This window comes from Streptomonospora wellingtoniae, assembly GCF_031845375.1.
Classification (GTDB): domain Bacteria; phylum Actinomycetota; class Actinomycetes; order Streptosporangiales; family Streptosporangiaceae; genus Streptomonospora; species Streptomonospora wellingtoniae.
The window spans coordinates 91,211-109,401 of sequence record NZ_JAVREK010000017.1 but is presented as its reverse complement, the minus strand read 5'-3'; the positions used below and the strand labels follow the sequence as shown (position 1 = coordinate 109,401).

The 18,191-nt window shown below is 75.1% G+C and carries 17 protein-coding genes; 5 read left to right on the top strand and 12 right to left on the bottom strand.

Annotation, left to right across the window (positions count from 1 at the left end; all coding sequences use genetic code 11):
* The 8 genes from RM446_RS16430 to RM446_RS16395 form a co-directional block, all read right to left on the bottom strand.
* Positions 1 to 1,449, bottom strand: a complete 1,449-nt coding sequence (locus tag RM446_RS16430) for an NADH-quinone oxidoreductase subunit N (protein ID WP_311546185.1) — start codon at positions 1,447 to 1,449, stop codon at positions 1 to 3.
* 13 nt (positions 1,450 to 1,462) lie between these two features.
* Positions 1,463 to 2,992: a complex I subunit 4 family protein gene (locus RM446_RS16425; protein WP_311546184.1), complete on the bottom strand. Its 1,530-nt coding sequence runs from the start codon at positions 2,990 to 2,992 to the stop codon at positions 1,463 to 1,465.
* Between the two features lie 152 nt (positions 2,993 to 3,144).
* Positions 3,145 to 5,058 (bottom strand): proton-conducting transporter transmembrane domain-containing protein, encoded by a 1,914-nt coding sequence (locus RM446_RS16420; RefSeq protein WP_311546183.1) that lies wholly within the window; start codon positions 5,056 to 5,058, stop codon positions 3,145 to 3,147.
* 4 nt (positions 5,059 to 5,062) lie between these two features.
* Complete coding sequence (nuoK, locus tag RM446_RS16415; RefSeq protein ID WP_311546182.1) at positions 5,063 to 5,368, bottom strand: NADH-quinone oxidoreductase subunit NuoK; 306 nt, start codon at positions 5,366 to 5,368, stop codon at positions 5,063 to 5,065.
* A complete protein-coding gene (locus RM446_RS16410) occupies positions 5,365 to 5,937 on the bottom strand; it encodes an NADH-quinone oxidoreductase subunit J (protein WP_311546181.1) in 573 nt (190 codons plus the stop codon). Before RM446_RS16410 ends, nuoK begins: the two co-directional genes overlap by 4 nt.
* A gap of 6 nt (positions 5,938 to 5,943) precedes the next feature.
* Entirely contained in the window at positions 5,944 to 6,885 is a 942-nt protein-coding gene (locus RM446_RS16405; RefSeq protein ID WP_311546180.1) for an NADH-quinone oxidoreductase subunit H, read from the bottom strand.
* On the bottom strand, positions 6,878 to 8,239 hold the full coding sequence (locus tag RM446_RS16400) for a hypothetical protein (RefSeq protein WP_311546179.1): 1,362 nt from the start codon (positions 8,237 to 8,239) through the stop codon (positions 6,878 to 6,880). The genes RM446_RS16405 and RM446_RS16400 overlap by 8 nt, the downstream gene beginning before the upstream one ends.
* Positions 8,230 to 8,577 (bottom strand): NADH-quinone oxidoreductase subunit A, encoded by a 348-nt coding sequence (locus RM446_RS16395; RefSeq protein ID WP_311546178.1) that lies wholly within the window; start codon positions 8,575 to 8,577, stop codon positions 8,230 to 8,232. The genes RM446_RS16400 and RM446_RS16395 overlap by 10 nt, the downstream gene beginning before the upstream one ends.
* A 306-nt stretch (positions 8,578 to 8,883) precedes the next feature.
* On the opposite strand from RM446_RS16395, the gene RM446_RS16390 reads away from it, so the two are divergent.
* From RM446_RS16390 to RM446_RS16380, 3 genes are read left to right on the top strand one after another with little or no spacing between them, the layout of a single operon-like run.
* Complete coding sequence (locus RM446_RS16390; RefSeq protein ID WP_311546177.1) at positions 8,884 to 9,264, top strand: glycoside hydrolase family 15 protein; 381 nt, start codon at positions 8,884 to 8,886, stop codon at positions 9,262 to 9,264.
* On the top strand, positions 9,258 to 10,232 hold the full coding sequence (locus tag RM446_RS16385) for an ABC transporter ATP-binding protein (RefSeq protein WP_311546176.1): 975 nt from the start codon (positions 9,258 to 9,260) through the stop codon (positions 10,230 to 10,232). Before RM446_RS16390 ends, RM446_RS16385 begins: the two co-directional genes overlap by 7 nt.
* Positions 10,229 to 11,071 (top strand): ABC transporter permease, encoded by an 843-nt coding sequence (locus RM446_RS16380; RefSeq protein WP_311546175.1) that lies wholly within the window; start codon positions 10,229 to 10,231, stop codon positions 11,069 to 11,071. The genes RM446_RS16385 and RM446_RS16380 overlap by 4 nt, the downstream gene beginning before the upstream one ends.
* A gap of 488 nt (positions 11,072 to 11,559) precedes the next feature.
* Here the strand turns inward: RM446_RS16380 and RM446_RS16370 are convergent, their stop codons facing one another.
* The 3 genes from RM446_RS16370 to RM446_RS16360 form a co-directional block, all read right to left on the bottom strand.
* Positions 11,560 to 12,843: an alpha/beta hydrolase family protein gene (locus RM446_RS16370; protein ID WP_311546174.1), complete on the bottom strand. Its 1,284-nt coding sequence runs from the start codon at positions 12,841 to 12,843 to the stop codon at positions 11,560 to 11,562.
* A 116-nt stretch (positions 12,844 to 12,959) separates the two neighbouring features.
* Positions 12,960 to 13,646: a response regulator transcription factor gene (locus RM446_RS16365; protein ID WP_311546173.1), complete on the bottom strand. Its 687-nt coding sequence runs from the start codon at positions 13,644 to 13,646 to the stop codon at positions 12,960 to 12,962.
* A gap of 104 nt (positions 13,647 to 13,750) precedes the next feature.
* Positions 13,751 to 15,424, bottom strand: a complete 1,674-nt coding sequence (locus tag RM446_RS16360; RefSeq protein WP_311546172.1) for a sensor histidine kinase — start codon at positions 15,422 to 15,424, stop codon at positions 13,751 to 13,753.
* A 194-nt stretch (positions 15,425 to 15,618) separates the two neighbouring features.
* On the opposite strand from RM446_RS16360, the gene RM446_RS16355 reads away from it, so the two are divergent.
* Both RM446_RS16355 and RM446_RS16350 read left to right on the top strand, forming a co-directional pair.
* Complete coding sequence (locus RM446_RS16355; RefSeq protein ID WP_311546208.1) at positions 15,619 to 16,566, top strand: ABC transporter ATP-binding protein; 948 nt, start codon at positions 15,619 to 15,621, stop codon at positions 16,564 to 16,566.
* A 2-nt stretch (positions 16,567 to 16,568) separates the two neighbouring features.
* Positions 16,569 to 17,357, top strand: a complete 789-nt coding sequence (locus tag RM446_RS16350; RefSeq protein ID WP_311546171.1) for a hypothetical protein — start codon at positions 16,569 to 16,571, stop codon at positions 17,355 to 17,357.
* A 155-nt stretch (positions 17,358 to 17,512) separates the two neighbouring features.
* On the opposite strand, the gene RM446_RS16345 is transcribed toward RM446_RS16350, so the two are convergent.
* Positions 17,513 to 18,172 carry a response regulator transcription factor gene (locus RM446_RS16345; RefSeq protein WP_311546170.1) on the bottom strand — a complete coding sequence of 220 codons (660 nt, stop codon included), beginning with the start codon at positions 18,170 to 18,172 and terminating at the stop codon, positions 17,513 to 17,515.
* Between the last annotated feature and the right edge of the window lie 19 nt (positions 18,173 to 18,191).

Here is an 18,191-nt window from a genome sequence, read left to right as displayed (position 1 = left end):
CTACAAGATCGACGGTGATATGCCGGGTACGCCGCTGCCCAGCCAGTCCAGCACCGGGCCCGCGGCCACACCGAGCAGCAGCGACAGCGCCGCCGCGGCGATCGCCACCGCCGAGCTCCACCTTCCGGCCGGCCCGGACGCGGCGGAGTCCGCGCCGCCCTCCCGAGAAGTCTGGAACAGCGGCAGGATCCAGCGCAGGTAGTAGAAGAGGCTGGCCGCAGTCGTCGCTGCGGCCAGGACCACCAGCCAGACCAACCCGGCATCGAACGCGGCGGTGAACACGGTCAGCTTGCCGACGAAAACCGCGGTCGGCGGCGTGCCGACCAGGCCGAGCAGGCACACCACGAGGCTGAGTGCGAGCCAGGGGCGGCGCCCGAACAGCCCCCGCCACTGGTCGAGGCGCTCGGCGCGCGGCAGCGCGCACACCGCAGCGAACGCGCCGACGTTGGTGAGGGTGTAGGCGGCCAGGTAGTACAGCAGCCCCGGCAGGGCGGTCTCCTGCGCCCGCGCGGAGGCGGCGACCGCCATCAGCAGGAACCCCACCTGGCCGACGGCGGAGTAGGCGAGCAGCCGGCGGACGCCGTCCTGGGCGAAGGCGGCCAGGTTGCCCAGCACCATGGCCGCGGCGGACACCGCGGCGACCAGCAGCGACCAGTTCCCCATCGCCTCCTGCGGCAGCGCGGCGCCCAGCCGGCAGGCCGCCACCAGCGCGCCGATCTTGGGCACGGTGGTGATGAACGCGGCCACCGGCGCGGGCGCGCCCTCGGCGGCGTCGGGCACCCAGAAGTGTGCGGGCACCGCCCCCGCCTTGAACAGCAGCGCCGCCAGCACCGCGACGGCACCGGCGGCGGCGGCCGCGGGGTGGGCGCCGGGCAGTCCGACGGCCAGCGCCGGGTAGCCGGTCGCGCCGCCGACCGCCAGCAGCACGGTCGTCCCGCCCAGCAGGGCCACGCTGAACAATGCGCCCAGCAGGAAGTACTTCAGGCCCGCCTCGGTGCCGCGTGCGTCCTTGCCGAAGGCGACCAATGCGTAGAGCGGGACGCTCGCCAGCAGGTAGCCCATCACCAGGAGCAGCAGCCCGTTCGCGCCGGCCATCACCAGCGCACCCGCCGCCGCGAGCAGCAGCAGGACGTAGGCCTCGCTCTCGCGGCGGTCGCCCGCGAGGCCGTCGGTCCCGGCCAGCACCACCAGGCCGGTTCCCGCGAGCACGGCGGCGCGGGCGGCGTGCAGCCCGATGTCGACCGCGTAGGAGCCCGACGCGGCGGTGTGCGCCGGACCCGCGGCGGCGAACCCCGTGGCGACCAGGCCCGCGGCGACGGCGGCCAGCGCGAGCGCGCGCACCGCCCACTGCCGGCGGCGCGGCAGCCAACCGCCCACCAGCAGCCCGGCGACCGCGGCAAGGGCCAGGGCCGTTTCCGGAGCGAGCGCGATGAGCGTCGTCGTGGTCATTTTCGTGGCTCCCCTACCGCAGCACCAGGACGGCCAGGGCATCGGCCGCCGGCGCGAGGACGTCGAGCAGGGTGCGCGGCACCAGCCCGATCACAACGGACAGCGCCAGCAGCGGCACGACCGCGGCGGTCTCCTCGGCGCGCAGGTCGGCGAACCCGGTGCCGCTCGGCAGCCGGAGGCCGCCGAGGAGGATCCGCTGCATCGCACGCAGCAGGAGCGCGGCGGTGATGAGGATGCCGAGCAGCGCCGGCGCCGTGGCCGCCGGAGCCAGGCCCAGGCCGCCGGTGAAGACCTGGAACTCCGCGATGAAGCCCGACAGGCCCGGCAGCCCCAGGGAGCCGAACGCGGCCGCGGTCAGCAGGGCGGCGAAGCGCGGCGCGGGAGCGGCCAGCCCGCCGTAGGCTCCCATGTCGTAGACGCCGCCGCGCTCGTGCAGCACACCGGCGAGCAGGAACAGCGCACCGGTCAGCAGACCGTGGCTGACCAGCTGCACGGCCGCACCGCTGATGGCGAGCTCGGCGCTCGCGGACGCGGACCCCGCGGCGGCGGTGCCCGCCGCGCCCAGACCGAGCACCACATAGCCCATGTGGTTGACCGACGTGTAGGCGACCATGCGCTTGAAGTCGTTCTGGGCCAGCGCCACGAGGGCTCCGTAGAGGACCGAGACCGTACCGAGCACCGCGATGGCGGGCGCCCACGCGCGCCAGGCCTCGGGCAGGATCGGCAGCGCGATGCGCGCGAAGCCGTAGGCGCCCATCTTCAGCAGCACACCCGCGAGGATGGCCGACCCGGCCGCGGGGGCGTCGGTGTGCGCGGGCGGCAGCCACGTGTGGAAGGGCACGAGCGGCGTCTTCACGGCCAGGCCGGCGCCGACGGCCAGCAGCACGGCTCCGCCCGCCGCGGCCCTGCCGTCCAGCGGGGTCTGGCGCGCCAGCTCGACCATGTCGAAGGTGTGCGGGTCGGCGGCCAGATAGAGGGCGATGAACCCGACCAGCAGCGCCAGCGAGCCGACGAAGGTGTAGAGGAAGAAGCGCAGCGCCGAGCCCGCGGGATCGCCGTGGCCCCATCCGGCGATGACGAAGTACATCAGCGCGATGGACAGGTCGAAGAAGACGAAGAAGAGCAGCAGGTCGAGGGCCGCGAACAGCCCGGTCGAGGCCGTCTGCAGCGCCAGGAACAGCGCCGCGTAGCCACGCGGCCGCGGCTGTCGGGCGCGCAGCGAGTAGACCGCGCAGGCCAGGAACAGGACGGCGGTCATCGCCACCAGCGGCAGGGAGAGGCCGTCGACGCCGATGTGGTAGCCGGAGCCGACGCTGGGGATCCACGCCAGGTCGGTCTCGTAGGCGATCGGTCCGGCGAAGCCGGCGCCGCCCCCGACGGCGGCGGGCGCGCCGAGGTAACCGGCCCACACCACCGCCACCAGCGCCAGGTCCGCCGCGGCCGCGGCGACCCAAACGGCCTGCACCGCCCGCCGCGCGAGCCCCGGCAGCGCCATCAGCACACCCGCGGCCAGGAGGGGGAGGAAGACGACGGCGGAAAGCACGGATCACCTCTGCGGTTTCGTCGCGTTCACGGACTGCGGCGCGCTGCGAAGCTCGGATGGCCCGGCGGCCGTCGCGCCCCGGCAGCCGCCATGCTCCGCGCGGTCGGTATGCCCCGCGCGGTCGGCGCGCCTCCTCTCGTCAGGTCCACCGGTCACACCACCGCGCCGGCCAGCGCGAGGAGCAGCGCCGCCGCAGCCAGGACCGTCACGGCCTGGGCGTAGTACTGGTGGGCCAGGCCCGTCTGCGGGCGGCGCGCCAAGGCGCCGAGTCTGCGGGCCCCGGCCGCGACGACCGCGACCGCCGCGTCGAGGGCCGGCTCCACGCGCCCGCCCACGGCGCCGGCCAAGCGCAGGACACCCGCCGCCGCGACCGTTGCCGCGCGGTCGAGCACCCGGTCGTCGAAGGCCGCCAGCCCGCGGGCGGCCGCCAGCACCGGCGCCGCGGCGAGGGTGCGCGCGGCGCGCTCCAACCCGAGCCAGTCGCCCAGTCCGTGCGCCCAGCGCCCGGGGGCCGCCGCGGGGAGCCCCCAGCGGGTGACCGCCCACGCCGCCGCGCCCAGTGCGGCCACCGCGGTCAGCGCCGACACCGCCATCGACGCGGGACCGGGCACGGGCGCGCCGGGACGGCCCAGCAAGGTGCTCCACGCGTGCTCGACACCCGGGAGGGCCAGCGCGCCGAGCGCCACCGCCGCGGCAGCGAGGGCCGCCAGGGGCAGCCGTTGCGCGAGCCGGCGCCCCGCGCCGCCCGGTGCGGTCGCGCCCGCACCCGCGACGGCGTCCGCCTCCGCACCGGAGCCGGGGCGGGCCCACACCGCCGCCAGGGCCACCCCCGCGTAGGCCGCCGCCGTCACCGACGCCGCGAGTCCGGCGGTGTACAGGCCCGGCAGGCCGGCCGCCGCCAGCACCAGGTCCTCGGCCGCCCACACCGACAGCGGCGGCGTCCCGCCCAGCGCCAGCGCGCCCGCAGTGAAGCACACTCCCACCACGGGGTACCGGCGCGCGGCTCCGCGCAGCCCCCCGAGGTCCTCGGTGCCCAGCCTGACCAGCCAGGCGCCGGCGGCCAGGAACAGCAGGCTCTTGACGGCGGCGTGTGCGGCGAACTGCGCCGCTCCCCCGGCCACACCCCCGACTCCGGCCGCGAGCACGACGAAGCCGAGCTGGGCGCTGGTCGAGGCGGCCAGCAGCTGCTTGAGGTCGCGCTGGAAGCAGGCGACGGCGCCCATCAGCAGCGCGGTCAGCACGCCGATCCAGGCGGCCGCGGCGGCCGCCCACCCGGCCGCGGCCAGCGCCGGCTCGACCCGCAGCAGCAGGTAGCCGCCCGCAGCCACCATCGTCGCCGAGTGCAGCAGCGCCGAGACCGGGCCGGGTCCGTCCATGGCGCGCGAGAGCCAGAAGCTGAACGGCAGCTGGGCGGACTTGCCCAGGGCGGCCAGCAGCAGCCCGCCCGCGGCCACGTGGTTCCAGGGCGCACTCAACCCGTCCAGCGCTGCCAGGTCGAGGCCGCCGGCGCCGCCGGCCAGCGCGGCCCCCGCAGCGGCGTACATGCCCAGGTCGGCGGTGCGGGTCGTGAGGAAGGAGACGGCCGCCGAGGAGCCGGTGCGCGGGTCGCGCCAGTGGAAGGCGATCAGCCCGTAGGAGGTCGCGCCCATGGCCTCCCAGGACATCAGCAGGGTGAGCAGGTCGGTGGCCGTGACCGCGGCCAGCATGGCGGCGGCGAAGACCAGCAGCAGCCCGTAGTAGCGGGAGCGCCCGCCCGCGCCCTCGCGCTCGCCCGCGGAGAACAGGGTCACGGCCAGGAGGACGACGACGAGGGCGCACACCCCGACCGCCGCCAATCCGTCCACGGCCAGCCCGAAGCCGATGCCGGGCAGTCCCGGCGCCGTGACCGCCGGGCGCCCGACAACGGCGAGCACGGCCGGCACGGCCAGCGCGCCGGCGACCGCCACCGCCGCGGGCGCGGCGGAGCGCTCGGCGGACCGCCCGCCCAGCAGCAGGACCGCCCCGGCGAGCGCGGGCAGCCCGACCAGTGCCCACAGCGCCGCATCCGCAGCAACCGCCGCGTTCATCGGCTCAGCCTCGCAGGTCGTCGGCGGCGTCGGTCATGTCCACGTCGCGCGCGCGAAAGATCGCGATCGTCACCGCGAAGCCCATCGCCATCTCCACGGCCATGGCGACCATCGCCGCCAGCACCAGCACCTGGCCGTCGGGCAGCTGCGGCGAGGAGAAGAACCAGACGGCGGCGCCGGCGACCATCACCGCGTTGACCATCAACTCCAGGCCCATCATGACCATGACGACGGACTGCTGGCTCAGCGCGCCGTAGAGCCCCACCGCCAGGAGCGCGGCGGCGAGCAGCAGGAACGCCTCGAGCGTCACCGGCCGACACCCCCTCGGACCGGGTCGTCGGGGCCGCTGCGCAGGTCGTCGCCGAAGCGGTCGTAGCGGCCCCGGTCGGTGGCCAGCACCACCCCCGAGACCATGGTCGCGAACAGCACCAGACCGGCCGCCATCATCACGAGCATGTGGTCGCCCGTGATCGCCCGACCGAGCTGCAGTGCGGGGTCGGCGGGCGGCGGGGGCGCGGGCGCGCGCGGCCAGGGAACCAGCAGGATCCCGGCGCCCAGGGCGCAGAACACGGAACCGGAGATGGCCAGGGCGCCCTTGGTGTTGTGCACCATCGACATCGGCGCCAGCCCGGCCGGGTTCATCATGAACATGATCATGAAGACGGCCATGACCAGCATCTCCATGGTCATCATCAGCACGATCAGCACGCCGAGGTAGGCGAGTCCGAGCAGCAGCACCGGTACGGCGGTGAAGACGAACGACGCCAGCAGCGCGAAGGTGGCCCGCGCCATGGAGTCGACGCGGAAGACGGCGGCGCCCGCGGCCACCGCCGCCACCGCGCAGACGGCGAAGACGGTCCACTCTGCCACCTGTGCCATCCGCGATCACACTCCTCCCGCAACGACGAGGACGGAGACCGCCAGCGCCTGCAGCAGCACCAGCGGAAGCAGCACCACCCAGCCCGCCTCGGCGAACCGCTCCATGCGCACCGTCGGCAGCCGGCCGCCGGCCCAGACCAGCAGGGCGAGCACGGCGGCGGTCTTGAACAGCGACCACGTCCACCCCGGAAGCAGCGGGCCGGCCCCGCCGCCGAGGAACAGCGGGACCGCCATCGCCGCAGCGGCGGCCAGCATCAGGTGGCGCCCGGCCAGTAGCACGAGCCGGTCCGGCCCGGCGGGCTCGGCCGCCGCGCCGCCGGCGGCGTCGGCACCCGCGGGATGGTCGAACGGCGGGCGCAGCGACATCGCCAGAGCCGAGACCAGGTACACCGCGAAGGCGACCGGCATCACGAGCACGAACCACAGGTCCCGCTGTGCTGCGGCGATGTCGCTCACGCGCAGCGAGCCGGCGCCGAGCGCCGCGGTGGTCAGCGCGAACATGTGCGGCAGTTCGTGGGCGAGCCCCTGAGCGAGGTACCGGTAGCCCCCGACCAGTCCCCAGACCGAGTTCGCGCCCCAGCCGGCCAGCCACATTCCGCCCCACAGCAGGACCTCCATGGCGTTGAACCACACGACGCCGATGGACAGGTCGGCGATGGCCGGGCCACCGAGCGGGACGACGAGCACCGCCATCACCGCCGCGACGGGCACCGTCGCGATCCCCGCGCGCCACAGCAGCGTGTCGGCGCCGGGGACGGTGCGCGGGCGGCGCAGCAGCAGTCCGGCCGCCTCGCGGGCGGGCGCGGCCAGGGCGAGGGAGGCCGAACCTCCGGAGGCGCGCAGGTTCAGCGCGGCGGAGCCGGCGGCAGCGGCGTAGGCCAGGGCGGCGAGCAGCGCGGGGGCGGCGAGGAGGCCCCACCAGTTCGTGACGCCGGCGGTGTCACCCATGCCCGGTCTCACCCCCGTAGGCGGCGAGCGCCTCCATGTCGGGGTCGAACGACGCGACCACGAGCCGCGCCGCTGCCAGGTCCACGCCGACGAGCATGCCGGGCAGCACCGCTGTGGCGGCCAGTGCGCAGTCGGCGCGCTCCCGGCCCAGCGGCGGCAACGGGGGCGCGGAGAGCGGGCCGCCCGAGGGCGGACCACCGGGTTCCCGCTGGATCGGCGGCGCGAGGAAGGTGTCGGATGTGTCCGGCATGACCACGGCGGCGATGTCGTCGAACCAGTGCCGGATGCGCTCGGCCACGTCGCCGCGCAGGCGGGTCGGGAGCGGGGAGCCGCGGGTGAGGAAGCCGGAGGCGGGGTGGACGCCGCCGTCCCCTCCGACGGCTGGAAGACTCCCGGAGGGGGCGTCGGGCAGGCGGTCGGGAGCGCGACCGAGGCCGCGTACCGACCATCGCAGCGTCCGCGAGGACCGCACCCGGCGCAGCCACCGCGTGAACCGCAGCCGACCGGTCACGACCTCCTCGGGGGCAAGCAGATGATCGCGCAGGAGCCGTCCGGTCGCCGCCGCCGAGGGCCAGCCGGCGACGGCGAGGAACCGCTGGAGGGAGTCGGCGGCAGCGGCGGCGCGGAACCGCACGGCCGCCGGGTCGAGGACCTCGCGTGCTGTGTGGTCCCAGAAGACCGCCGCGCCTCCGGGGGCGTGCGCATGGGTGTGCAGCCGGGCCTCCTGCACCACGTCGCCCTGCACGGTCAGCTCCGCCACCAGCCCGGCGGGCCAGTCGGACTGGGCGGGGCCGACGGCGATGTGCAGCCGGTCCAGCTTCAGCCCGTCGCGGTCGTCCCCGCGATCGGCCATCTCCATCCCGCCGGGAAGCTTGCCACCGCCGTGTCCGCCGTGTCCGCCCGGGGCGTGCTGGTCGCCTTGGCAGCGCTCGTGCTGGTCGTGCTGGTCAGCATGCGCTTCGGCGCGGTCCGCACCGAGCCGGCGCCTCGCCGCGCGGCGCTGGGCGGGAAGGTCGAGCAGCGCCGCGCGGGCCTCGTCGATCCGGTCCGCGGCTTCGTCGGCCGCCCTCACCCGGACTCGGGCGCGCGGCTCGCCCATCTGGTCCCAGACCCGCTCGGCTGCCCCGTCGGCCGCCGTGCCCGGGGGGCCGCACTCCAACAGCGTGTCGGCCTCGCTGGGGGCCAGCGCGCCGCGCAGGCCGCGTTCGCGCATGACCCGCTCCACGGCCAGGCGGCATCCGGTGCCGCCGACCGCGGTCACCAGCAGCGGCCGCTGCGCCGCGAAGCGCGCCAGCCACTGCGCGAACCCGCCCGCGCCTGGGTTTCCGCGGCTCGTGCCCGCCGTCAGCTCCACCGGAAGGCCCCCTCCCGCCAGGCGTAGACGACAGCGGCGAGCAGCACCGCCAGGAAGGCGAACATCTCCACGACCACGTGCACGCCCTTCTCCGCCACGACGAGCACCCACGGGTACATGAAGACCATCTCCATGTCGAAGGCGAGGAAGAGCAGCGTCACCGCGTACCAGCGGACGTGGAACCGCGACACGGCGTGCTCGGTGACGGCGCCGCCTCCCATGTACGGTTCGCGCTCCAGCGGTCCGCCGCCGCGGACCAGCGCGGCGGCGCCGTACACGCCGAGGACGCCGGCGACCGAGACACCGAGCAGCGCAAGCGCGGGCCAGAAGGAATCCACCCGGTTCGCACCTCCCGTCCGTCTCGGCGTGCGCACCGGCCCCGCCGGCGCGAGGGGTCCGCGGCGCGCACGCGGCTCCGAAGCACCGTGCCCGGCGCCGCAAGCGCCCCTATCCGCAGCGGGCGCCGGTTATCCCCCCGATCGTGCCCCGCTCCGCACACGATCCCCCGATGACACGCCGATCCGGCGCGGGCGGTCGCCCGCCGCGGACAGCGCAGTGCGCCGCGGCCGCTCCCGTGCAGCAGAGACGCCGTGTACGCCCGCGCCAAGGCGGGGGGATCCCGACGCCGCCGGCTTCGGGTGTCGGTGAGTACCGCGACCAGGTGGTGCGCTGGCCGGGTGGAGGAGGGCCGCGAGCTGTTCGAGAAGCTGCTGGGCCTGTGCAACGACGTGGGGCTGCTGTCGGAGGAGTACGACGCCTCCTCCGGCCTGCTCGTCGGCAACTACCCGCAGGCGCTCTCGCACATCGCGCTGGTCAACACCGCCATCGATCTGCACCGCATGCACGGCCCCGTCGAACAGCGCGCCGACGCCGGCGGGCGCGCCGCTGAGCGCTGGGGTCGCCGAACCAGCAGGGGCTATGACCAAGGGCATAGCCCCGCGGCGACGAACAACCGATGTGCTGCGCAACGCCCGTCCGTAGCGTCGCTTGTCGCACAACGACGACGAGAGGCGCGCAAGTGCTGACAGTACGCCATCTGACGAAACGCTACGGCGAGACCACCGCCGTGGACGACCTCACCTTCGAGGTCCCGCACGGACGCGTGACCGGCTTTCTCGGCCCCAACGGGGCGGGCAAGTCGACCACGATGCGGGTCCTGCTGGGGCTGGACCGGCCGACCTCGGGCACCGCCCTGGTCGGCGGCCGCCCCTACACCGAGATCCCCGAACCGACGCGCGAGGTCGGTGCGCTGCTGGACGCCTCGGCCGTCCATCCCGGGCGCAGCGCCCGCGCGCACCTGCTCGCGCTCGCGCGCGGCGGCGGCGTGTCGCGCACGCGCGTGGCCGAGGTGCTGGAGGAGGTCGGGCTCGCCGACGTGGCCCGCAAGCGGATCGGCGGGTTCTCGCTGGGCATGCGCCAGCGGCTGGGCATCGCCGCCGCGCTGCTGGGCGAGCCCGCCGCCCTCGTCTTCGACGAGCCGGTCAACGGGCTGGACATGGACGGGGTGTTGTGGGTCCGCCGACTGGTGCGCGATCTCGCGGCCCAGGGCCGCACCGTCTTCGTCTCCAGCCACCTGATGAGCGAGATGCAGCTGGTGGCAGACCACCTGGTGGTCGTCGGCGGCGGGCGGCTGCTGGTCGACGCGCCGATGGCCGAGGTGATCGCCGCGTGGTCGCACACGACGACCACCGTGCGCACGCCCGACGCCGGCCTGCTGGCGGCGCGGCTGGTCCGGACGGGCGGCGCGGCCGGCCAGGGGGTGGAGGTCGAGTCCGGCCGCGAGGGAGAACTGCGGGTCCGCGGGCTCGCCCCCGAGGAGGTCGGCGACGCCGCGCACGCCGCCGGAGCGCGAGTGCACACCCTCTACCGCGAGGAGGCGTCGCTGGAGCAGGCCTACCTCGAACTCACCGAGACAGCGACCGAGTTCACCGGCGGCACCGGAGGAACGGGCGCCCGCCCGGAAACAGCACCAGCCGCAAGGGAGCGAGTATGACCGCCACCGCAGACCTCTCCGCCCGAACCGCCGCGGCGGCCCCGGACGCCGCCCCGCGGACGTCGCGGGTCCTGGCCCGCGCCCTTGCCATGGAGTGGACCAAGCTCGCCACGCTGCGCACGACGTGGTGGTGTGTGGGCCTCGGGTTCGCTGTAATGGCCGCGTTCTCGCTGTTCATGGGGATCTCCCTGGCCGAGCGGTTCGCGGAGGACCCTGTCGCCGCCAGCGAGTTCTCCTACGCTCAGCTCTCCTCCCAGGGCGTGTTCTATCTGGTGCAGTTCGTGGTGCTGACGCTTTCGGCGATCGCGGCCACCAACGAGTACTCCACCCGCGCGATCGGCGCGACCCTGCAGACGGTGCCCCGGCGCGGCCTGGTCCTGGCGGCGCGCACCGCCGTCACCGCCGGCCTGGCCTTCGCCGCGGGATCGGCGACGACCGCGCTGGGCATCGGCGTGCTGTGGACCGTCGTCGGCTCCTACGCCCCGCTCGAGGCCGAATACGCCGCGACCACGGTGCTGGGAGCGGGAGTCTGCATGGCTCTGCTGGCGGTGCTGTTCGTGGGCCTGGGCACGGCGATGCGCGGCACGGCGGGCACCATCGGCGCCGGGTTCCTGCTGCTGCTCGGCATCCCCCTGGTGCTGCAGCTCAGCGGTTTGCAGGCGCTCAACGACGCCGCCGCCTACCTGCCGGGTACGGCGGCCGTCGAGGTCTACGCCGGCGGGGACGCCGGCTTCTACACGGCGCCGCACGACGGCGCCGTCAACCTGGCCACCGTCATCGGCTGGGCCGTCGCCGCCCTGATTGTCGGCTATACCGAACTGCGCGTCCGCGACGCCTGATGAGATGCCAAGCAGTCGGCGTGACGGACGGTATGCGTTCGCAGCACCGTCCGTCACGCGGCTTTGCCCACAGGACGTCGACCCTGCGGCGTGCGAGTGCCGTGACGGCTTGGCCGTGCCGTTCGCCTTCAGCGCGCTTTCAGTCGTAGCAGCGACGGGTTTCGTCGCAGCATCGGACCCTGATCAACGCGAAGGTGGAGGAGACGCGTGGAGGCGTCGGCTCTGGCGAGTGGGGCGGTGAAGGGTGCCGCTCACCTTCCCGGAGTGCGAGTCGCCGTAGGGTACCGGGCGGCGAATCGCAGGAGGCCACAGCCACGGCAGACGCCTGAAAGCCACACCCGGCACCCCTGGATGAGCCGACCCTGCGAATGGCTCGCTCAGCCCGATCACCAAGGTAGGGACGCCTGACGGCGCCGCTCCGCAGCGGCGCGCGGCCGCGGCCCGGGGTTCCGGGCCGCGGCCGCGCGCTCCGTGCGAAGGTCCGCCGCTCACTCGACGAACTCGACCTCCGGGTACTCGGCGGAGGGGCCGTCGAGCAGCGGCCGCTCCCGGCCCCGCAGGTGCTCGTCGAAGTACGCGGTGAGGTAGGCGCGCTGGGCGGCGATGCTCGGGCGGGCGCCGACGGTGCCCACCGCCGACTCGACGCCGTCCTCCCATGCGCGGCCGTCGGGGTCCAGGCCCTCCTCGATCTGCGCGGTCATCCACTGGGTGTCGATGAAGCTCATGTGCTCGGCGTCGGGCATGTGCAGCTCCAGGAACGGGCCGGTGGAGGCCGCGCGGAACATCCGCCAGTCCGGCGAGTACTCGCTGGTGTGCGGGTCGCCGCTGCCGCCGGAGAGGCCGCCGCTGAAGATCATGAACGGCCGCTCGGCTCCCTGGAGGGTCGCGTCGGCCCACTCCTCGTCGCCGACGTGGTAAGCGATGCTGCCGTCCAGGTTCACACCCGCGTCGATCCGGTCGTCGACGAGCATCGCCTCGGCGGCGGTGAGCCCGCCGGCGGAGTGCCCGAACATGGCGACCGACGACGGGTCCAGAGCCGCCCCCAGCCCGTCCGGCAGCGGCTGCCCGCCCTCGGCGGGGTCGCCCCCGCCGGCGATCTCCTCGACGGCGTCCAGCACGAAGCGGGTGTCGGCGACCCGTGTGGCGACCGCCGTCCGCATGGTGTCGGCTCCGGCCTCGGGTATGGCGTCGCGGATGACGCGGCCGCCGGGCAGTTCCACCGCCGAGGACTCGTAGGGGTGGTCCATGGCGACCACCGCGTAGCCCTGGGAGGCCAGCTCCTCCAGCTGCGCGGTCGCCTGGTGGCGGGACTGGTTGAACCCGTGGGAGTAGAGCAGGACGGGGAGGTCCTCGGCATCGTCGGCCACGTCGGCGCCGGCGCGCGCGTCGGTCGTCGTGCCGGCGACGTCCACCGCGTCGCGGGACACGCCCAGCTGCTCCAGCTCTCCGGACAGGACGCCGGCGACGGCCGCGGGCATGTAGGGGGGCGGTTCGCCCCCGGAGTCCTCGGCCGGGTACCAGACCGACACCATGAGGTCCCGCTGCTTGGCACCCTCGACCCAGGGGTGGCCCCGGCTCTCGTCGACCAGGTGCAGGTCGGCCCGGCCCACAGCGTGCGGACCGGTGGGCTCGGGCGGGTGGAGGCGGATCGGGCCGGGGGAGGCGACGGCCGCGACGGTGGCGGGTACCGCGCACCCCGCGGCGATGACGGCGGCCGCAGCGGTGTAGGCGACCGTACGGCGGCGGGTCGGTGAGAATCGTGTAATCGGCATGCCGGAATCCTCGCCGCGCTGCCGCGGCGGCCGCATGGACCGGAGGTCGGCCGTCCCCTACCCCTTTCTGCATAGGGCGGGAGCGGGCGCACCGCCGCGTCCGGCGGGCCGGGTGCTCACCCGGCGGCGGACGGCGGCCCGCCGCGCACCAGCCCGGCCTCGTAGGCGAGGACCGCGGCCTGCACCCGGTTGCGCACGTCCAAGCGGGTGAGGATGGAGCCGACGTGCACCTTCACGGTGCCGGGCACGATTCCCAGCCGGGCGGCGATCTCCTCGTTGGACAGGCCCTCGCCGACGAGGGCGAGGACGCCCCGCTCGCGCTCGGTGAGGCGGTCGATGCGCTCGCGGGCGGCGGCGCCGCGCGACATGCGCCCGGCGGTGCCCACGGCGCCCAGCTCGGCGATCAGCCGCCGGGCGATCTCCGGCGACAGGTAGGCGCCGCCCTTGGCCACGGCGTGCAGCCCGGCGACCAGGTCCCGCGGGTCGCCGGTCTTGAGCACGAACCCGCTGGCGCCGCCGCTGAGCGCCCGCGCGATGTAGGCGTCCTCCGAGAAGGTGGTGAGGATGACCACCGCGGTGCCGGGGTGGTCCGCCGTGATGGCCGCGGTGGCCGCCAGGCCGCCGGTGCCGGGCATCTGCACGTCGAGCAGGGCGATGTCGGGGCGGTGCTCGCCTACCAGGCCGATCGCCTCGGCGCCGTCGGCGGCCTCGCCGACCACCTCGATGCCGGGGTCGGCGGTGAGGATGGCCCGCATGCCGGCGCGGATCATCGTCTCGTCGTCGGCCAGAACGACGCGGATCACCGGCGCACCTCGCTTCCTTCCCGCCCCTCCCCGCCCGGCCGGGTGGGGAGGGCAGCCTATCGGCCGCCTCGGCGCGGAACGCGCGGGGCCGCGGTGCTCCGCTCTCACTCGCGGGCGATGCGGTCCTTGGCCGCCAGGCGCCCGTCGGCGAAGCACAGCCGGTACACCGGCGGAAGCCCGTTCTCCCACTCCACGAGGTAGAAGCGGCAGGCGGACCCGGGCGGGGCGGGCGGCGGGTCCACCAGGTCGCGGGCGGGGTAGTCGAAGCGGGGCAGCTCGCGTTCGACGGCCGCGCGGTTCTGGCCGACGCTCAGCCGCGCGTAGTCCTCCGCGGGCAGGACCGAGTTGGTGCCGACGTAGGCGAGCACGGCGAAGCCGCACGCGACAACGGCCGCGGCCAGGGCCGTGGGGACCGCCAGCGCGGCGGCCAGCCGCCGGCGGGCGCTGCGGCGCGCCCCGCTCAGCCGCTGCGCCGTTTCGGTCGCCGTGCCCTCGGGCCCGGCCCCGGGAGCCGGCTCGGCTGTGTCCGGAATATGCGCGGCCACGGTGAATCCGTCCCCGCCGGACGATGCGCCGGACGGCGCGGCCGCGCCGTCCGGCGACGCTCCCGGACCCGCGCTGAGCCCGCCGCCCATCCCTTCGACCAGGTCGTACAGCCCGGCCAGCCCCGAGCCGCCGGCGGGTCCGGTAGCGCGCGGCGCGGAGCCGCCTGCCGCGCCCGTGTCCGAGACCCGGACCGCGGTCGCGTCCGCCCCCCGGTCCAGTCGCACGGTCACGGCCGCGCCGGGGGCGTACCGGGCGGCGTTGGTCAGCGCCTCCTGGACGACGCGGTGCGCCGCCCGCCCGGCCGGGGTCGCGGGGTCGAGGTCGGGTCCCTCGCGCACCAGCCGCACGTCCAGACCGGCGCGGACCGCGCGGTCGACCAGCGCAGCGATGTCCTCACCGCCGTCCCCGCCGCCGGAGGCGCTCCGCTCTGCGTCCTCCCTCAGCACGCCGATGATCTCGCGCAGCCGCAGGTTGGCGTCGTGCGCAGCGGCGCGCAGCCCGGCCGCCGCCTCACGGGCGCCGCCGCCCTCGGGGGCCATCTCCAGGGCGGCGGCGCGCACCGCGATCAGCGCGAGGTCGTGCCCCAGGGAGTCGTGCATCCGGGTGGCGATGCTGGCGCGCTCGCGCAGCCGGGCGCGTTCGGCGTCCAGGTCGCGGGCCCGCTCCATCCGCTCGGCGATCTCCCAGCCGGCCGTGCGCAGCTCGGCGTGGCGGTGCCGGTAGCGGCCCAGCAGCCAGGGTGCGACGACAGCGGCGGCCAGCACGGCGAGGCCGCCCGCCCAGTCGGTGACGCCGGTGAGGGTCTCGCGGGCGTCGCCGACACGGATCCAGGTCACCGTGTAGGCCATCAGGGTGGCCAGCGCCGCCGTGGCGAACATCGCGACGATCGGCGCGGTCCGGTCCGAGCGCCGCCCGGCCGAGAAGGCCAGCGCCGCGCAGACCGCCGCGTAGCTCAGTACCAGCGTCGAGACCAGGGTGAGGGCGATGATGACCGCCTGGACGACCAGGGCCGCGAGCGCCACCCCGAGAGCGGCGAACGGGGCCCGCCGCCGCAGCGCGAATGCGGCGGCCAGGACTACCGCCATGACCGCGGCCTCGGCGGCCGGAGCGGCCCGCACGCTGTCGGTCTCCAGGGCGACGAGCGCGACGCTGCCGGCCCACAGCCCGGCGTCCGCCGCCGCTCCCCGCCAGCGGGCGGCCACCGCCCGCAGGCCCACCGGATGCTCCCGCATTCCGCCAGCCTAAGCAGGACGGGACGCGGTCGGCCTCCTCCTCCGGAAGGGCGCGGGCGGCCGCGTCTCCGCCGAAAGTGGGGGCCGGCCTGTGTCCTTCGCGCACTGCGCCGCCCTGCGCCCGGTCCCTAGTGTCGTGGCGTCGGCGCAACGAGGACGACGAGAACCCTATGAGCACACGAAGCGAGGACGCCGTGATACGCCTGCGGAACCTGACCAAGCGCTACGGGGACAAGGTCGTCGTCGACCGGCTCTCCGTGGATCTCTCCCCCGGCAGAGTGACCGGCTTCCTCGGTCCGAACGGGGCCGGGAAGTCGACCACGATGCGGATGGTGCTGGGGCTGGACCGCCCCACTGCGGGCGAGGCCCTGGTCGACGGGCGGCCCTACGCCGAGCTGCGCCACCCCATGCGGCGGGTCGGCGCGCTGCTGGACGCCAAGGCGGTGCATCCCGGCCGCACCGCCCGCAACCACCTCACCGCGATGGCCCGCAGCAACGGGCTGCCGCTGCGCCGGGTCGGCGAGGTGCTGGAGACCGTGGGCCTGAGCGGCGTCGCCGACCAGCGGGCCGGAAAGTTCTCGCTGGGTATGGGCCAGCGGCTGGGTATCGCCGGCGCACTGCTGGGCGACCCGGAGATCCTGATGTTCGACGAGCCGGTCAACGGCCTCGACCCCGACGGCGTGCGGTGGATCCGCGGGCTGATGCGCTCGCTGGCCGCCGAGGGCAGGACGGTGTTCGTCTCCAGCCACCTGATGAGCGAGATGCAGGAGACGGCCGACCACCTCGTGGTCATCGGCAAGGGCCGCCTGATCGCCGACGCACCGGTCTCCGAGGTCATCGAGGCCAGCTCGCTCACGGCGGTGCGCGTGCGCACGCCCCAGCCCGAAGAGCTGGAGCAGCAGCTGCTGGTGGCCGGGATGCGCGTGGAGCGCCACGGCGGCGACGAGCTGATCGTCACGGGCGGCACGCTCGACCGCGTCGGCGGCGTCGCCCACCAGGCGGGGGTGCGGCTCAACGAGCTCAGCCCGCGCGCGGCGTCGCTGGAGCAGGCGTACATGGAGCTGACCGCCTCCAGCGTGGAGTTCGGCGCCCCCTCGGGCGCCGAGCAGGCGGCGGGCACCGACGACAGGGAGCGGGTGTGACGATGGCGACCACGGACCAGGCGCGGCCGGCCGCGCCGCAGCACAGCGGCGGCGGACTGCCCGGCGCGATCGCGGCGGAGTGGACGAAGCTGTGGGGGCTGCGCTCCACCTGGTTGTGCCTCGGGATCGCCGTACTGGCGACGGGGGGCACGGCCCTGCTCGCGGCGCTGGCGCTGCAGGCGGGCGACTCGACAGACGGCATGACCGCCAACGCTCTGGCGACCACCGCCATCGTCCTCAGCCAGTTCGCGGTGGTCGCCGCGGCCTCGCTGATCGTCACCGGCGAGTACGCGACCGGAGCGATGCGCACGACGCTGACGACGGTGCCCAACCGCATCCGCATGCTGGTCGCCAAGGCCGCCGTGCTCGCGGTGGCGGTCTTCGCGACCGGGTGCGCGGCCGGCGCGGCTGCCATCGCGGCGACGGCGGCGGTCTACGGCGACGCGATGACCTTCGAGGCGGCGCACGTGGTGCACGGGATCGTCGGCGTGGGCGGCTACATGCTGGGGATCTCGCTGTTCACCATGGGTCTGGGACTGCTGATGCGCAGCACTGCGGGCGCCATCACCACGGTCGTCGGCGTACTGATGGCGATCCCGATGGTCAGCCAGATGGTCGGAAGCGAGACCCTCACCGACGTCGTGAACTACATGCCGGCGAACGCCGGCATGCCGCTGATGGCCGGCACGACGGATCCCTACGGCTGGGGCACCGGAGCGCTCCTGATGGCCGGATGGGCGGCACTCACCCTGGCGGTCGGCTATGCGGCCATGGCCAAGCGCGACGCCTGACCACGGTATCGGCGCCGGCGGCCCGCCCGAGACGGGACGGGCCGCCGCGCCCACCCGGTGCGGCGCCCGAACCCGTCGATCTTGTAGCCATCGTGAAGTAAAACGATTTCCAGTGACGATAGCTACAAGATCAACGGTGCTGTGCCGGTCGCTCGTCAGGCGTCGGTCTCGACCAGGCCCGCCTCGTAGGCCAGGATCGCCGCCTGCACCCGGTTGCGCATGCCCAGCCGGTTCAGGACGGCGCTGACGTAGCTCTTGACGGTGCCCTCGACCAGGTACAGGCGCCGGGCGATCTCGGCGTTGGACAACCCCGACCCCACCAGCGCCAGCACGTCGCGCTCCCGCTCGGTCAGTTCGGCGACGCGGGCGCGGGCTTCGGCGCCGCGCCCCATCCGGCCGCCGCTGAGCTCGTCGATGACGTGGCGGGCGACCCGGGGCGCGAGGTAGGCGGCGCCGTCGGCCACCGCGTGCACGCCCGCCACCAGCTCGCGCGGGTCGCCCGCCTTTAGCAGGAAGCCGGCCGCTCCGTCGGCCAGCGCGCGTGAGATGTAGGCGTCCTCGTCGAAGGTCGTCAGGATCACCACGGCGGTGGAGGGGACCTCGCGGCGGATCTCGGCGGCCGCGCTGAGCCCGTCGAGGCGGGGCATGCGGATGTCGACCAGCGCGACGTCGGGGCGGTGCGAGCGGACCAGCTCGATCGCCTCACGCCCGTCGGCGGCTTCGGCGACGACCTCGACGCCGCCGTCGGTCTCCAGGATCGCGCGCACCCCCGCACGGATCATCGCCTCGTCGTCGGCCAGCAGCACCCGGATCATCCCGGTCCACGTCCTTTCT

Bases quoted from the DNA above. Each gene is read 5' to 3' on its own strand.
- RM446_RS16430 (WP_311546185.1), bottom strand. From the start codon at position 1,449: ATGACCACGACGACGCTCATCGCGCTCGCTCCGGAAACGGCCCTGGCC.
- RM446_RS16420 (WP_311546183.1), bottom strand. From the start codon at position 5,058: ATGAACGCGGCGGTTGCTGCGGATGCGGCGCTGTGGGCACTGGTCGGG.
- RM446_RS16410 (WP_311546181.1), bottom strand. From the start codon at position 5,937: ATGGCACAGGTGGCAGAGTGGACCGTCTTCGCCGTCTGCGCGGTGGCG.
- RM446_RS16405 (WP_311546180.1), bottom strand. From the start codon at position 6,885: ATGGGTGACACCGCCGGCGTCACGAACTGGTGGGGCCTCCTCGCCGCC.
- RM446_RS16380 (WP_311546175.1), top strand. From the start codon at position 10,229: ATGACCGCCACCGCAGACCTCTCCGCCCGAACCGCCGCGGCGGCCCCG.
- RM446_RS16370 (WP_311546174.1), bottom strand. From the start codon at position 12,843: ATGCCGATTACACGATTCTCACCGACCCGCCGCCGTACGGTCGCCTAC.
- RM446_RS16360 (WP_311546172.1), bottom strand. From the start codon at position 15,424: ATGCGGGAGCATCCGGTGGGCCTGCGGGCGGTGGCCGCCCGCTGGCGG.
- RM446_RS16350 (WP_311546171.1), top strand. From the start codon at position 16,569: ATGGCGACCACGGACCAGGCGCGGCCGGCCGCGCCGCAGCACAGCGGC.
- RM446_RS16345 (WP_311546170.1), bottom strand. From the start codon at position 18,172: ATGATCCGGGTGCTGCTGGCCGACGACGAGGCGATGATCCGTGCGGGG.